This window comes from Brevundimonas sp. BH3 (assembly GCF_045345115.1).
Taxonomy (GTDB): Bacteria; Pseudomonadota; Alphaproteobacteria; order Caulobacterales; family Caulobacteraceae; genus Brevundimonas.
On sequence record NZ_CP150796.1, the window covers coordinates 2,355,244 to 2,369,925 of the forward strand.

General features: G+C 59.5%; 18 protein-coding genes. 13 read left to right on the plus strand and 5 right to left on the minus strand.

Annotated elements, in window-relative coordinates; all coding sequences use genetic code 11:
• Window positions 1-166: 166 nt before the first annotated feature.
• On the minus strand, window positions 167-817 hold the full coding sequence (locus tag WEU32_RS11520) for a glutathione S-transferase (protein ID WP_406851972.1): 651 nt from the start codon (window positions 815-817) through the stop codon (window positions 167-169).
• A gap of 27 nt (window positions 818-844) precedes the next feature.
• Window positions 845-1,165, minus strand: a complete 321-nt coding sequence (locus WEU32_RS11525) for a multidrug efflux SMR transporter (RefSeq protein ID WP_312812155.1) — start codon at window positions 1,163-1,165, stop codon at window positions 845-847.
• 199 nt (window positions 1,166-1,364) lie between these two features.
• Between WEU32_RS11525 and purB the strand changes: the two genes are divergently transcribed.
• Window positions 1,365-2,663, plus strand: coding sequence for an adenylosuccinate lyase (gene purB, locus WEU32_RS11530; protein WP_406851973.1), 1,299 nt, complete (start codon window positions 1,365-1,367; stop codon window positions 2,661-2,663).
• Between the two features lie 64 nt (window positions 2,664-2,727).
• On the opposite strand, the gene WEU32_RS11535 is transcribed toward purB, so the two are convergent.
• A complete protein-coding gene (locus tag WEU32_RS11535; RefSeq protein WP_406851974.1) occupies window positions 2,728-3,486 on the minus strand; it encodes a hypothetical protein in 759 nt (252 codons plus the stop codon).
• Between the two features lie 220 nt (window positions 3,487-3,706).
• Here WEU32_RS11535 and WEU32_RS11540 point away from each other — a divergent pair, with 220 nt between their 5' ends.
• The 3 genes from WEU32_RS11540 to WEU32_RS11550 all read left to right on the plus strand — a co-directional run bounded on the left by WEU32_RS11540 (window position 3,707) and on the right by WEU32_RS11550 (window position 5,626).
• On the plus strand, window positions 3,707-4,432 hold the full coding sequence (locus tag WEU32_RS11540) for a 2OG-Fe(II) oxygenase family protein (protein ID WP_406851975.1): 726 nt from the start codon (window positions 3,707-3,709) through the stop codon (window positions 4,430-4,432).
• Window positions 4,429-4,932 (plus strand): DNA-deoxyinosine glycosylase, encoded by a 504-nt coding sequence (locus WEU32_RS11545; protein ID WP_406851976.1) that lies wholly within the window; start codon window positions 4,429-4,431, stop codon window positions 4,930-4,932. Before WEU32_RS11540 ends, WEU32_RS11545 begins: the two co-directional genes overlap by 4 nt.
• A 94-nt stretch (window positions 4,933-5,026) precedes the next feature.
• Complete coding sequence (locus tag WEU32_RS11550) at window positions 5,027-5,626, plus strand: fasciclin domain-containing protein (RefSeq protein WP_312135946.1); 600 nt, start codon at window positions 5,027-5,029, stop codon at window positions 5,624-5,626.
• 150 nt (window positions 5,627-5,776) lie between these two features.
• Here WEU32_RS11550 and WEU32_RS11555 read toward each other — a convergent pair whose 3' ends face one another.
• A complete protein-coding gene (locus tag WEU32_RS11555) occupies window positions 5,777-6,100 on the minus strand; it encodes a DUF1476 domain-containing protein (protein ID WP_312135941.1) in 324 nt (107 codons plus the stop codon).
• A 266-nt stretch (window positions 6,101-6,366) separates the two neighbouring features.
• Here WEU32_RS11555 and purC point away from each other — a divergent pair, with 266 nt between their 5' ends.
• The 6 genes from purC to WEU32_RS11585 all read left to right on the plus strand — a co-directional run bounded on the left by purC (window position 6,367) and on the right by WEU32_RS11585 (window position 10,882).
• Window positions 6,367-7,125 (plus strand): phosphoribosylaminoimidazolesuccinocarboxamide synthase, encoded by a 759-nt coding sequence (gene purC, locus WEU32_RS11560; protein WP_312135927.1) that lies wholly within the window; start codon window positions 6,367-6,369, stop codon window positions 7,123-7,125.
• Entirely contained in the window at window positions 7,125-7,364 is a 240-nt protein-coding gene (gene purS, locus WEU32_RS11565; RefSeq protein ID WP_312135920.1) for a phosphoribosylformylglycinamidine synthase subunit PurS, read from the plus strand. Before purC ends, purS begins: the two co-directional genes overlap by 1 nt.
• Window positions 7,365-7,491: 127 nt before the next feature.
• On the plus strand, window positions 7,492-7,977 hold the full coding sequence (locus WEU32_RS11570; RefSeq protein WP_406851977.1) for a YbhB/YbcL family Raf kinase inhibitor-like protein: 486 nt from the start codon (window positions 7,492-7,494) through the stop codon (window positions 7,975-7,977).
• 142 nt (window positions 7,978-8,119) lie between these two features.
• Window positions 8,120-9,346 carry an MFS transporter gene (locus tag WEU32_RS11575; protein ID WP_406851978.1) on the plus strand — a complete coding sequence of 409 codons (1,227 nt, stop codon included), beginning with the start codon at window positions 8,120-8,122 and terminating at the stop codon, window positions 9,344-9,346.
• A 46-nt stretch (window positions 9,347-9,392) separates the two neighbouring features.
• Window positions 9,393-10,055: a phosphoribosylformylglycinamidine synthase subunit PurQ gene (gene purQ / locus WEU32_RS11580; RefSeq protein ID WP_406851979.1), complete on the plus strand. Its 663-nt coding sequence runs from the start codon at window positions 9,393-9,395 to the stop codon at window positions 10,053-10,055.
• Window positions 10,056-10,114: 59 nt separating this feature from the next.
• The gene (locus WEU32_RS11585; RefSeq protein ID WP_312135885.1) at window positions 10,115-10,882 is read left to right on the plus strand and encodes a hypothetical protein; all 768 of its coding nucleotides are present in this window, start codon (window positions 10,115-10,117) and stop codon (window positions 10,880-10,882) included.
• Between the two features lie 4 nt (window positions 10,883-10,886).
• On the opposite strand, the gene WEU32_RS11590 is transcribed toward WEU32_RS11585, so the two are convergent.
• Window positions 10,887-11,117: a hypothetical protein gene (locus tag WEU32_RS11590; RefSeq protein ID WP_312135883.1), complete on the minus strand. Its 231-nt coding sequence runs from the start codon at window positions 11,115-11,117 to the stop codon at window positions 10,887-10,889.
• Between the two features lie 117 nt (window positions 11,118-11,234).
• Here WEU32_RS11590 and WEU32_RS11595 point away from each other — a divergent pair, with 117 nt between their 5' ends.
• From WEU32_RS11595 to WEU32_RS11605, 3 genes are all read left to right on the plus strand, one after another.
• Window positions 11,235-12,020 (plus strand): hypothetical protein, encoded by a 786-nt coding sequence (locus WEU32_RS11595; RefSeq protein WP_406851980.1) that lies wholly within the window; start codon window positions 11,235-11,237, stop codon window positions 12,018-12,020.
• 71 nt (window positions 12,021-12,091) lie between these two features.
• The gene (purL, locus tag WEU32_RS11600) at window positions 12,092-14,299 is read left to right on the plus strand and encodes a phosphoribosylformylglycinamidine synthase subunit PurL (RefSeq protein ID WP_406851981.1); all 2,208 of its coding nucleotides are present in this window, start codon (window positions 12,092-12,094) and stop codon (window positions 14,297-14,299) included.
• Window positions 14,299-14,661, plus strand: coding sequence for an indole-3-glycerol-phosphate synthase (locus WEU32_RS11605; RefSeq protein ID WP_406851982.1), 363 nt, complete (start codon window positions 14,299-14,301; stop codon window positions 14,659-14,661). The genes purL and WEU32_RS11605 overlap by 1 nt, the downstream gene beginning before the upstream one ends.
• Window positions 14,662-14,682 lie beyond the last annotated feature (21 nt).

Here is a 14,682-nt window from a genome sequence, read left to right on the forward strand (position 1 = left end):
CCTGCGCCCAGCATCAGAGACACAAAACCATAGATGCGCGCCTTGCGTTGCCAGTTCACGCCTCGATCAATCGTACGCATGTGTCATGCCTCCCTTCCCACAGCATGACCTTGGCAGCAAAATGTAAAAACATCGTTCTTTGAATACGAAGTTTCGATGACCAGCTTTAAGACGCCAGTGCCTCGGCTTCCCATTCCAGAAAATCGGGCTGGCTCAACAGCGTCTGCATATAGGCCGCGGCGATACCATCCGTATCGCCATGCTGTGACAGGTCGATCCGGTAGTGCCGCACCCGTGCCGCGACCGGCGTGAAAAAGGCATCGGCAATCGACCACGCCCCAAACAGCCAAGGCCCGTCCGCGCCATAACGTCCGCGCATCTGTTTCCAGATCGACACCAGCCGCGACAAGTCCCGATCCAGCGCCGGATCGGATGGCGGATCGCTGCGGACATCACCAGCAATCGGATGGCTCGGTCCCATGCCGCACAGAGCGCGCAAGGCGGCAAAGCCCGAATGCATTTCCGCCGTCACTGAACGGGCATAGGCCCGCACGACAGGGTCGGCGGGCCACAGTTGCGCTTGGGGGTATGTTTCGGCCGCCCACTCGGCAATGGCCAGAGTGTCCCAGATCGTGTCTTCACCGAGCTGCAACAAAGGCACCAGCCCCGTTGGCGAGTGATCGCGCAGGGCCGCCTTTTGTTCGGCAGAGGCATATTCGACGCTGCGAACCGCAAAATCGGCCCCTGTGCGCTTCATCACCAGCCATCCCCGCAGGGACCAGGTCGAATACAAACGCGGGCCGATTGTCAGTTCCATCGCCTTAACCTCTCATAACCGAGGCTATTAATGGCTGGACGACAGCTTCAGCACAACAATGCCAGATACGATCAGCAAGGCACCGGCCACGCGCATAATGGTTACAGCCTCGCCCATGATGGCAATACCGACCACAAAAGCCCCGACGGCACCGATACCGGTCCAGATAGCATAGGCCGTACCCAGAGGCAGGGTCTTCATGGCCATGGCCAGAAGGCCGAACGACAGCACCATGAAGCCGATTGTTCCGACCGACGGCCACAGCTTGGTAAAACCGTCTGACGCCTTCATCAGCGTCGCCCACACGATTTCAAGCAAACCAGCAATAAGAAGGAAAATCCAGGCCACGACAGACTCCCGAACATGGCATGTCGGGTCGTCCCGACGTGAAGCCCAATGCGGGGGAGGTCGTCCTCCTGATGGCGGCTACATAGGGCAAGTGATCGCCAAGGAAAACCCCCGCACAATATGAAGGTTTCATGACCGCCGCATAACAACGTCCCCTAACGCTTGACTCAAACCGTCAGTGGGATGACAGAGCGGGACCATGATCACGCGCTATACCCGCCCCGAAGCCGTCGCCATCTGGTCCCAGGACACCAAGTATAAAATCTGGTTCGAGATCGAAGCCCACGCCGCCACCAAGATGGCCGAGCTGGGCGTCATTCCGCATGATGCCGCCGAGGCGATCTGGGCCAAGGGCAAGGATGCCACCTTCGATGCCGACCGCATCGACGAGATCGAACGCACCACCAAGCACGATGTCATCGCCTTCCTGACGCACGTGGCCGAAATCGTCGGTGACGAAGCGCGTTTCCTGCATCAGGGCATGACCTCTTCGGACGTTCTGGATACCTGCTTTGCTGTGCAACTGGCCCGCTCGTCGGACCTGCTGCTGGCGGGCGTTGACCGCGTTCTGGCCGCGCTGGAAACCCGCGCCAAGGAACACAAATACACCGTCTGCGTCGGTCGCTCGCACGGCATCCACGCCGAGTCGGTGACCTTTGGCCTGAAACTGGCAGGTTATCACGCCGAGTGGCAACGTGCCCGTCGCCGTCTGGTGACCGCGCGTGAAGAAATCGCCACCTGCGCCATCTCGGGCGCGGTCGGCACCTTCGCCAATGTCTCGCCGGAAGTGGAACAATACGTTGCCGACCAGATGGGTTTGCAGGTCGAGCCGGTCTCGACGCAGGTCATCCCGCGCGACCGTCACGCTGCTTATTTCGCGGCTCTGGGCGTGATCGCGTCGTCGATCGAGCGTCTGGCCACCGAAATCCGCCACCTGCAGCGCACCGAAGTGCTGGAAGCCGAAGAGTTCTTCGACAAGGGTCAAAAGGGCTCGTCGGCCATGCCGCACAAGCGCAACCCTATCCTGACCGAAAACCTGACCGGCCTTGCCCGTCTGGTCCGCTCGTCGGTTGTTCCAGCCATGGAAAACGTCGCCCTGTGGCACGAGCGCGATATCAGCCACTCGTCGGTTGAGCGCGGCATCGGTCCTGATGCGACGGTTCACCTCGACTTTGCCCTGCACCGTCTGGCAGGCGTCGTCGAGCGCATGAACATCTATCCCGAGAACATGCAAAAGAACATGGATCGCCTGGGTGGCCTGGTCTTCTCGCAGCGTGTCATGCTGGCCCTGACCCAAGCGGGCATCAGCCGCGAAAACGCCTATGCCGCCGTGCAAGAGAACGCCATGAAGGTCTGGCGCGGCGAAGGCCGCTTCATCGACTTCCTGAAGTCGGACGAACGCGTCACCTTGGCCGATACCGACCTCGAAGCGCTGTTCGACATTGGCTACCACACCAAGAATGTCGATGTGATCTTCAACCGCGTGTTCGGCGGCTAAACGCAAAATATCGGTAGTGATAGGGGAGATACCGGCCGGTATCTCCCCTTTTCATATTCTGACCTTAGCGCACACGCGGGCGCGGAAGTTGTCGGATGCAGTTCTCGAATCCGAATTTGGCAGCATTGCCGCCGCTATAATCCATAGCCAGAAGCTCATGCCCGTCGGCGCTGACCTTGATGTTCATCCGGTCACGCAGGCCGCTGACCGCCAGTTCAAGCGATGGAATGGCAAAGGTCACCGCGCCATGGCCATCGACAGTATGACGGATGGCATTGATGTTGGCAGGCGCGGCACCTGTCTGTTCCAGTGTTACATGCTGGATTTCCGGAACCTCGACAGGCTGCATGACAGCATTTTCATTGGCATCAACCAGCGTCAGCGTCGCCTGTGCGCCGGACTTGTTACTGCCCCACAGCATTAGGAAATGACTGCCCTTGAGATATACGGCCGAGCATGACTTATAGCCGCGCTCGACGGTATCAGCCGGACCGATATGTTCCCATGAACCGTTCTGGCGTTTCTCGATTTGCTCCTGCATCCTGTGCAGGCCCATCATCATCGTAACGATGTCGGCCTGATAGGCTGTGCCGATGGCGTCGTTCATGACCTCGGCATCCGAACGGCGAGGTGCGCCACCCGCGCCACCACCCGGCGACGAGCATAGCGGGGTCTGATATCCGCCCGGACCACCGCCTGACATGCCCACCACCATTTCGCCCGGAGCGCCTGTACAGGCCCCTTGCGCACTGGCTGTGTCCGGCATGAAGGTGACAAAGCCCAGTGCGGCTATAGCGGCCAAGATCAAAGTTGTGGCACGCATGGATACCTCTTTAAACCCTAAGAACTGTGCCTCCACCACAGCATCAAAGGTCAAGTTTGCCCAGAAGAAATCTCGATCAGACCAGCAAACGGCATATCCCCGTGCTGTGGCCCGCTTCATAGACTTCGTAAAGGCGGACGAAGGCATCACCCTGGCCCACCCTTTTGCTTGATCAGCGGATTGGCTATCAGTGCTATCTGCCTTGGGGAACCGCTTGATCATGACCACACCAGTTATCCGTATTAATCCGGCTGTCGATGCCAAGGCGGCGCGTGACGCCTATAAGCGCGAGGGTTTTGTGCAGATTACGGATATTTTCGAGCCGCATGTGGCCGAACATATGGCCCGCATGATTGAGACCCTGACCTATGATCTGGCCTTTCAGGGCGAAGAGGACAAACCGGTTCTTCTGACACAGGAAGAGATACGCCAGCAGGGCCAGCAGATGGGCCAGCGCATCCGTAATCTGATGGACCGCACAGGCGATAATTACGGCTTTCTCTACCAGTCGTATCCGCTGATTACAGCCTATTTGACGGGGCGCGATGCCGGTCATCCGATCCATAGGCTGACCGAGTGGCTGAATGCCGAGTTCACCGCCTTCGGGGCCTTTATCACCGACGAGCCTCGCGTGGCAAAGGCCGATGGTCAACTGACCCGTTACCGTCCCGGCGATTTTATCGGATTGCACGATGATGTCGGCTCCGAGGACAGCCACCGCCTGACCGCGTACACGCTGGGCTTTACCCGTCGCTGGCGCAGTGACTGGGGTGGCCAGCTTCTGTTCCATGACAATAAGGGCGATGTTTCGCGGGGCTTTGTGCCGCGCTTTAACACCCTGACTCTGTTCAAGGTACCGCAACTGCATTCGGTGGCGGTTGTTGCGCCCTATGCCAAGGTCCACCGCCATTCGGTTGTCGGCTGGCTGCGCGACCACACCTCATGAGCGGCGATGGTGTGCGCAGCATCGGTTTTGCGCCTGTTGTATCGGATAAGACCCGCCTTCTGGTGCTGGGCAGCCTGCCCGGCATCGCCTCGCTGAATGCCGCCCAGTATTATGCCCATCCCCGCAACGCCTTCTGGCCGATAGCGGCGGCTTTGGCGGGCGAGCCTCTGGATGCCCTTCCCTATGAAGACCGCCTGCAAGTCTTGCTGCAAAGCGGGATAGGACTGTGGGACGTGCTGGCCTCTGCCGAACGGTCCGGCAGTTTGGATAGCGCCATCCGCTCGCCAGAGGCAGCGGATCTTATCGCCATTGTCCGCACCCTGCCCCGTTTGGAAGCCATCGGTTTTAACGGCAAGGCCGCTGCCAAAATCGGTCGCAAGATTCTGGAAGGCCATATAGACCCGATCCCCCTTATCGACCTGCCCTCCACCAGTCCGGCCTATACAATGCCTTTTGAGACCAAGCTGGCCCTGTGGCGAGAGCGCCTGCCCGCCTTTTAGAAATCACAATCTCGGTTCCGGACGCATCCTTTCGGGCTTTTAACCGTACTTTATCCCTGTTCGCAGTTCAGCGACCCAATGGGAGAGCCTCGTAATGATGAAGACCCGTACAACCTTTGGCTTGATGGCCATGTCTGCTGCCGCCCTGACACTGGCGGCTTGCGGTAATAACCAGAATAGCGAAAACGCGGCCCCGACGGCAGAACCAGCCACCACTACGCCCGCCCCCGCACCGTCCATGGCCCCGACAGAAGACATTGTTACCGCCGCCAGTACGGCACCCGACTTTACCACTCTGACCGCCGCCATTCAGAGCGCAGGTCTGGCCCAGCGCCTGTCCAGCCCAGGTCCGTTCACTGTCTTCGCGCCGACCAATGCGGCCTTTGACAAAATACCTGCCGCCGATCGCAATGCCCTGATGGAACCGGCCAAGAAGGCCGATCTGACCAAGATCCTGACCTATCATGTGGTTCCGGGTCGTCTTGCGGCCGCCGATCTGGCGGCTCAGGCCGCCGCGAATAATGGCACAGCCACCCTGACCACGGTCCAGGGCGGCAAGCTGACCTTGCGTGATGCCGGTGGCGGCAAGTGGGAAATTACCGACGCCAAGGGCGGCAAAGCCACCATCACAATGGCCGATCAGGCCCGCACGAATGGCGTGGTTCACGTCATTGATACGGTACTGATGCCGTAACACTGCAACCCGAACGCCTGACGCGCATTTAACCGATGCGTAGGCAGTGCGCATGTCTGCTTCCTCATGGTGTTCGAGGCAGACGATAAAAAGGCCCGCAACCATCCCCTCCGGTTGCGGGCCTTGTTTATTTTCAATCGCTTAGGACGATTACTCGCCGGCGCGGATTTGCTCGCGCGAGGCTGCGGCCAGTTCGTCCATCTTGGAGCGGACTTCGCCCTCAGAAATGGTCAGACCCGCGCCTTTGAAGTCGCCGGTGATTTTGCGGAAGACATCTTCCTCGCCCGGTTGCTCGAAATCGGCGCGCACAACAGCGGCGGCGTATTGTTCTGCGCTCTCGGCGGACAGTTCCATCTTCTCGGCCGCCCACAGACCCAGCAACTTGTTGCGACGGGCAATGGCCTTGAATTCCTGTTCCTGATCGAGGGCGAATTTGGCCTCATAGGCCTGTTCCCGATCTTCGAAGGTCGTCATCCGCGTCGTAACTCCTGCTTTACGGACTCAAGTGCGAGTTCGCATGCGGCTCTATGGCCTTGAGCATGCCCGAACGTCAACAAGAGTTAAACAGGCCACACTCCGGATAACAAACTTATGGATATTTGTGTCACAGCCCTCATTCCGCTAAAGGGCACTCGGTTCTATTGAGCCGCCATCGACTCGAGAACCGCGCTTTCCGTTCACGGAGGTGCGCGTTTTTCATTTTGAAGGCTACCTTACCTCCCCGTACGGGAACGCCAGTGATGAACACCAAGCGCAAAAAGATTTATGAGGGCAAGGCCAAGATCCTCTACGAGGGTCCCGAGCCGGGCACGCTGATCCAGTATTTCAAGGACGATGCGACCGCCTTTAACGGTGAAAAGAAAGCCCAGCTGGAAGGCAAGGGCGTCATCAACAACCGCATCAGCGAATTTGTGATGACCCGCCTGAACCAGATCGGCATCACCAACCACTTCATCAAGCGCCTGAACCTGCGCGAGCAACTGATCCGCGAAGTCGAGATCGTGCCGCTGGAAGTCGTTGTGCGTAACGTGGCTGCCGGTTCGATCGCCAAGCGTCTGGGCCTTGAGGAAGGTACCCCGCTGCCGCGTTCGATTATCGAATTTTATTATAAGAAGGACGAGCTTAACGACCCGATGGTGTCGGAAGAGCATATCACCGCCTTCAACTGGGCCACGACCCAGGAAATGGACGAGATGCTGGCCACGGCCATCCGTGTGAACGACTTCCTGTCGGGCATGTTCGCGGCGGTCGGCATCACGCTGGTGGACTTCAAGATCGAGTTCGGCCGCATCTACGAAAACGATTTCTCGCGCGTTATCCTCGCCGACGAAATCAGCCCCGACTCGTGCCGCCTGTGGGATACCGCCACGGGCGAGAAGCTGGATAAAGACCGCTTCCGCCGCGATATGGGCAATGTCATCGAGAGCTACACCGAAGTGGCTCGCCGTCTCGGCATCATGAAAGATATGCCGACAGTAATTCAGGGAGGTCTCCACTAATGGCCAAGGTTAAGGTTCACGTCTTCCTCAAGCCGGGTGTACTGGATGTTCAGGGCAAGGCCGTTGAAGGCGCTCTGCAAGGGCTGGGCTGGCCGGGCGTTTCCGAAGCCCGCGTTGGCAAGCTGATCACTTTCGATCTGGCAGACGACGTCGCCGACAAGGAAGCCGAAGTGAAGCGCATGTGCGAAACGCTTCTGGCCAATACGGTCATCGAATCCTACAAGATCGAGATCGCCTGATATTTCAGGTTCCCGATAAAAGGCCGCCCACACGGGCGGCCTTTTTTAATACGCACTCTTGCCGTCTGCCCCCGCCTTGCCCATCAAGGATGGAGTTCAAGTGTCAATGACGACGGAGGGACCGCCCATGACCTTTACCCTGACATCCAATGATCTGACGGACGGCGGCACGCTTTCCGACGCGCAGGTCTATGCCAAGGGCAATAGCTCGCCGCACCTATCGTGGTCGGGCGCACCCGAAGGCACCAAGTCGTTTGCCATCACCTGCTATGATCCCGACGCGCCGACCGGCTCGGGCTTTTGGCACTGGACCGTGGCCAATATCCCTGCCGATATCAGCGAACTGGCCGCGGGTGCCGGTGCTGTAGGCGGTGCCCATCTGCCTGCCGGTGCTATTCAGGGCCGCACCGATTTCGGCGATGCCGGTTTCGGCGGTGCCGCCCCGCCCGCAGGTCACGGCCCGCACCGCTATATCTTCACCGTCTTTGCCGTGGATGTGGAAAAACTGGACGTCACCGCCGATAATTCGGGCGCGGTCTACGGCTTCAACCTGCATTTCCATACGCTGGCCAAGGCCTCGATCACCGGCATTTACGAAAACACCGGCGGATAAATCACACCAAGGGGGACTTTGGTGGTTCGCCCGCCAAAGTCCCCCTTGGTCGCATTGCAACACAGCCTGATCGGCCTATATCGGTTTCGTCGTCCTCCCCCGCAGCCTGAAGGCTGCATCGCCCCAAACGACCCCGGTATGCATGTTTGATTCCCCACGCCCCTCACAGGGCGCTGAACCCGCCGCGCTTTCCGCCGGACGGATTGCCCTTGTTCTGCTGGCCCTTGCGACAGGTGGCTTTGCCATCGGCGTGACCGAGTTTGCCGCCATGAGCATCCTGCCCGACTTTGCCAAGGGTCTGGGCGTGGACGAACCGACAGCAGGCCATGTCATCAGCGCCTATGCCGCAGGGGTGGTCGTCGGCGCACCTATATTGGCGGTTATGGGGGCCCGCCTGCCGCGCTGGCTGTTGCTGGTGGGTTTTATGGGTCTGTTTGCCATCGGTAATGCCCTCAGCGCCATCGCACCCACCTATGAAAGCATGCTGCTGTTCCGCTTCCTCAGCGGCATTCCGCACGGAGCCTATTTCGGTGTGGCGGCTCTTCTGGTGGCCAGCATCGTGCCACTAAAAATGCGCTCTCGCGCCGTATCCACCACCTTACTGGGCCTGACGGTGGCGACACTGGTTGGTGTGCCTCTGGCCAATATGGTCAGCCAGCATTTCGGCTGGCGCTGGACCTTTGCCATTGTCAGCGTGCTGGCTGTCCTGACCATGGCGCTGGTGGCGATTTTTGCGCCGCGTGATGCAGGCGATCCCGATGCAGTTCCACTTCGCGAGCTGGCCGCCCTCAAGAATACGCAGGTCTGGCTGACCCTCGGCGTCGGTGCCATCGGCTTTGGAGGCCTGTTCAGCGTCTATGCCTATCTAGCCTCGACCGCGCAGGCAGTGACGGGCGTTTCGGCTTCCATGCTGCCAACCATATTTGCGATCTTTGGCATCGGCATGATGGCCGGAAATCTGATCGGCGGCTGGGCCGCAGACAGATTCGGCATGAAGGCCGCAGGTGGCCTTTTGCTGTGGAGCGCCTTTGCCCTGTCGTTGTATGCGCTGGCATCCCCGCGTCTGGAGACCCTGCTGGTGGTGATTGTCATGATCGGCATTGGCGGCGGCTTGGGTTCCATCCTGCAAACTCGCCTGATGGATGTGGCGGGCGATGCCCAGACACTGGCGGCGGCCCTGAACCATTCGGCCTTTAACTTTGCCAATGCGCTGGGTCCGCTTTTAGGCGGAATGGCCATTGCGGCGGGTTGGGGCTGGACCTCGACCGGCTATGTCGGCATGGGTCTGGCTCTGGGCGGTTTTGCGATCTGGGTGATTGCCTATGTGACTGGGCGCAAGCTTTCAGAGCCGCAATTTCAAAACCAGTGAAACCTGTGACTGACATTCCCTTCAAAGGGTGCTAGGAGGCCCGCCCATGAGCGCAGCCGTCATCGTATTCCCCGGTTCCAACTGTGACCGCGACTGTAAGGTCGCCGTCGAACGCTCCACTGGCGAGCAAGTTTCCATGGTCTGGCATGCCGAGACCGAACTGCCGAAAGGGCTCGACCTGATCGTCATTCCGGGAGGTTTCTCCTATGGTGACTATCTGCGCAGCGGCGCTATGGCAGCCCAGTCCAAGGTCATGCAGGCCGTCAAAAAGGCTGCCGAAGACGGCGTGACCGTGGTCGGCATTTGCAACGGCTTCCAGATCCTGTGCGAAGCTGAAATGCTTCCGGGAGCCCTGATGAAGAACAGCGGCCTGAAATATGTCTGCAAGCCCATCAGCCTAACCGTGGCCAACAAGAACACGCGTTTCACCAAGCTTTACGGCGATCAGACCGAGGTGGTGATGACGCAGGGCAATGGCGACGGTAACTTCTTTGCCGATACCGAAACCCTCAAGCGCATCGAAGATAACAATCAGGTCGTCTTCCGCTATGTCGACAACCCCAACGGTTCGGTCAACGACATCGCCGGTATCATGAACGAAGCCGGCAACGTCATCGGCCTGATGCCCCACCCCGACCGCGCCTTCGAGGCCGAACTGGGCAGCGCCGACGGTGCCACCTTCTTCCAGAGCATCTACGATTCTCTGTGAGTGCAGCTTGATAGCCAAAGCTTTTTCAAATACCCCCGTCATTAAGCGGGGGTATTTTTATGCGTAAAACACAGTTCATAGCCATGCTGTCGGCCCTAGCTGCGACGCTAGCGTTACCAACGGTTTCGCAGGCTGATGATTGGGACTTGGACACCATTGCCAAGGACAAACTCACCGTCGCCAGCCTGTCGTATGATACGGGCCTGACAATGATGATCGCCTGTCGCGACGACCAGCTCAATGTCATTCTTAGCGGACTACCTCGCGCCGAAGGCCAAGAGCGCACTATCATCCATCACTTCCCGTCCAAACCGGAAGGAAGGGATAAGTGGGTTGTGTACGGCGATGGAACCACAGCTTACGCAGCTGGCCCCACTCAAATGAGCCGCAATCTAATGGCGGGTGGTGCCGTCAGCTTCAGTGTGCCAACCGAAGATGGCACCCCTGCTAAAACCTACGCCATTACCCTGCCTGAAAATTCCGACGCTGTTCGACAGGTCATGCAGGCCTGCGGTCGCCCGCTCGTACGCTCAGTTCCTGAAGGCTATCCAAACGACGATATGCCGTTCAATCCGAACTGGACGACAAGGCCCAACCCAACCTCACTCCCCTTCGAAGTGAGCGGCCCTGTTAATGTATATGTATCTTGCCAGACAGGCCCTCAAGGCCGCGTACAGAATTGTTATATTGACAGCGCGCATCCTTGGATCGACCGGCTCAATCAAGTGATATTGCGTCAGGCTCGACGCGCGGTGTTAGTAGACGGAAATACAGGCCTGCCGTATCCGAGCGGCAACGAGTTTCTGATCTCCATACCTGTAAGGTAAGGCCCTATTTGCGATCCAGCACACTGGCCGCGCGGCCGGTGTCGCTTTCGATGGTGTCATCTTTCTTCTTGCCGGGCTTTTTGTCGGGGCGGGCGGTTTCCAGCGTACCCTTCTCGCCGCTTTCACCGATGGCGGCCAATTCTCGGGCACCAACGCCAAGGCCCTGTTGGACAGCACGGTTGGTATCGACTTCTTCCGGTTCGATATCAAAATCATCTTGTGGACGGTCGGCCATAACAGTCTCCATCATTAAACAGTGATGCACACGAAACCCCGTCTACTGCTACGGGTTCCGTGAACCAACGGCCAAGCTATGCGTATTGATCTGGCGCAAAGTCGTTCAGGAGCTGTCATGTCGTCCATCGTTCGTCCTTCGCCTGCCCAGCAAACCCGCCGCCTTGCGGTTCTGGGGGCTGCGATTTTCGCCATTATCGTTCCGATAATTCAGGCGCTGGGCAATATGGGCCTGTCTCAGGCCGAGTTCGCTTCCGACGGCAATACGACACTGCGTGTCGCGGGCTATGCCTTTTCGATCTGGAGCCTGCTTTATGCCGGGCTTCTGGCCTATGCCGTACGACAAGCCCTGCCCCAGACAGGCGAAAGCACCCTGATCAACCGCCTGGGGTGGCCATCCTTTGTCACCTTTATTGGCATAGGGCTTTGGATCATCATGGCGGCGCTGGACATGAAGTTTGCCAGTGTGGTGGTGATCTTTGCCAGCCTGTTGGCGCTGCTGGTGCCCATGCTTCTGCTAGGCAATACGGTGCGTGATACACCCGCACTGGACCGTGACCGTCTATTGCTGATCTGGCCGTTGGCCGCCTTGGCGGGATGGTTGACCGTCGCCGCGCCGCTCAATCTGATTACAGTGCTGACCGCCTATGACGCCCTGCCTACAATCTTAAGCCCGACCCTGTGGGCCATTATGTTTGTGGCCATTACCACTTTTATTGCTATCGGCGTCAGCTGGATCCTGCGGACACTGGCCTATCCGGTGCCTATTGCATGGGGGCTGGTCGGGGCGTTTGTCGCCCATCAGGACAATAACCCCGCTCTGTCATTTGCAGCCTTGGGCGCAGCGTTTGTGATCATCGTCTTCGGTGCAATCTTCACCTTTGGTCTGCGCCGCGCAAAATAAGCACCCGTTAAGCTGAGTTTCCAGCAAACGGTGGCTGACAGATGCTTCTGACAAGGCTAATAGGCGCCATTATGAGCGCGCCCCAAAAGACCATCGCCCAACTGGCCGAAGAGTACGGCCTCGCCCCTAACGAATATCAGGTCCTGCTGGACCGGTTGGGCCGTGAGCCCAATCAGGTCGAGCTGGGCGTCTTCTCGGTGATGTGGTCCGAGCACTGCTCGTACAAATCATCCAAGAAGCAGCTGATGAAATTCCCTGTCACAGGTGACCGCGTAATCTGCGGCCCGGGGGAAAACGCCGGTGTCATCGACATCGACGACGGCGATGCCTGCATCTTCAAGATGGAGAGCCACAACCACCCGTCCTATATCGAGCCTTACCAAGGTGCGGCGACGGGCGTGGGCGGCATTATGCGTGACGTCTTCACCATGGGTGCCCGCCCTGTGGCCCTGCTGAACGCCCTGCGCTTCGGCGAGCCTTCGCACGAGAAAACCAAGCGTCTGGTCAAGGGTGTCGTGTCCGGCATCGGCGGCTATGGCAACTGCGTCGGCGTTCCGACCGTTGCGGGCGAGACGAACTTCCATAAGGGCTATAACGGCAACATCCTCGTCAACGCCATGTGCGTCGGCTTGGCCCGTGCTGACGAAATCTATTATTCGGCCGCACCGGAAGCGGGCCACGATGTGGTCTATTTCGGCTCCAAGACCGGCCGCGACGGCATCCACGGTGCGACCATGTCCTCGGCAGAGTTCGACGACGAATCCGACGCCAAACGCCCGACCGTTCAGGTCGGTGACCCGTTCGCCGAAAAGCTGCTGATCGAAGCCACGCTGGAGCTGATGCAGTCCGGCGCGGTTGCCGCCATTCAGGACATGGGTGCCGCTGGCCTCACCTCCTCGTCGGTCGAAATGGCCGGCAAGGGTGGCGTGGGCGTGGAGTTGGACCTCGACAAGGTTCCGCAACGCGAAACCGAAATGACCGCCTACGAGATGATGCTGTCGGAATCGCAAGAGCGTATGCTCGCGGTCCTCAAGCCCGGCTTTGAAGAGGTCGGCTATCGCATCTTCCAGAAATGGGGTCTGGACTTTGCCATCATCGGCAAGACCACCGACACCGGCCATCTGGTTCTGAAGCACCACGGCGAAGTGGTATGCGATGTGCCGCTGGCCCCGCTATTCGACGATGCGCCCCTGTATGACCGTCCGTGGGTCCAGCCGGAACTGCATCCGGCGCTGGGCACCGACGAAGTTGCCGCCCCCGAGAGCTGGAACGATGCGGTCCTTTCGGTCCTGGCCTGCCCTGACATGGCGTCCAAGCGCTGGATCTGGGAACAGTACGACCGTCACGTCATGGCCGACACCCTGCAAGATTCCTCGACGGGTGCCGATGCGGGCGTTGTCCGCGTTCACGGCACGGAAAAGGGTCTGGCTGTCACGTCGGACTGCACCCCGCGCTACGTCCAGAATGACCCGTATGAAGGCGGCAAACAGGCTGTGGCCGAGGCCTGGCGTAACCTGACGGCAGTGGGTTCGCGCCCGATCGCCATCACCGACAACCTGAACTTCGGCAACCCGCAGCGCCCCGAGATCATGGGCCAGATCGTGCGTGCCACCGACGGTATGGCCGAGGCCTGCCGCGAGCTGGACTTCCCCGTCGTGTCGGGCAACGTGTCGCTGTATAACGAGACGAACGGTGTCGCCATTCCGCCGACGCCCACCGTTGGCGCTGTTGGTCTTCTGCCGAACTATGACGTTGTCACCGGTTTTGGTGGCGCAGCCGAGGGCGATGCCCTTGTGCTGATCGGCGAGACTAAGGGCTCGCTGGGCGCGTCCATCTATCTGCGTGAAGTGCTGAACCGTGAAGACGGTGCACCGCCGCCGGTGGACCTGAAGCTGGAACGCAAGACCGGTGACTTCGTGCGCGGCCTGATCGAGGCTGGCGAACTGACGGTCGTTCACGACCTGTCGGACGGCGGTCTGGTGGGCGCAGCTGCCGATATCGCTCTGGCTTCGGATGTCGGTATGGAACTGGATGCCGGTGAGGCTGTCGCCCACGGCTTCTATTTCGGCGAAGATCAAGCCCGCTATCTGATGGCTGTGCCGAATGCGGATGAACTGGTCGCCAAGGCCAAGGCTGCCGGTCTGACGGCTGCTGTGGTCGGCAAGGTCGGCGGTACCGACTTTGCGGGCAAGGCAGCCTCTGGCGAACTGTTCCGTATTCCGGTCGCCCATGTGCGCGAAATGCACGAAAGCTGGATGCCGAACTGGATCGAAGGCTGATGCGCCTTATCGCCCTGATGTCTGTCGCGGCGGCTACATTTGTAGCCGCCTGCGACGTTCAGCCGGGCGATCCTGTTCAACATGCCCTGCGTGATGCTGCTGCCGCCCGTCAGGCTGCGGCGCTGAAAACCACCGAAGAAGAACAGGCCGAGGCCGCCAAACGCGCCTCGGTCACATCTACCGCAAAGGCGGGTGACGAACTGACCCGCCTGATCGCCACCCGCCGTCAGGCCGTCGCCGACACCCGCGCCCTACTGGACGCGACCACCGATCCGGCATTGCGCGGGCAGTTGACCGGCGACCTCAAGGCTGAAGAAGGTCGTCTGCGGGCGCTGGAAGCGCGAAGAAACGACAGCCTTTAGGGCGACTATTAAAAATAATTC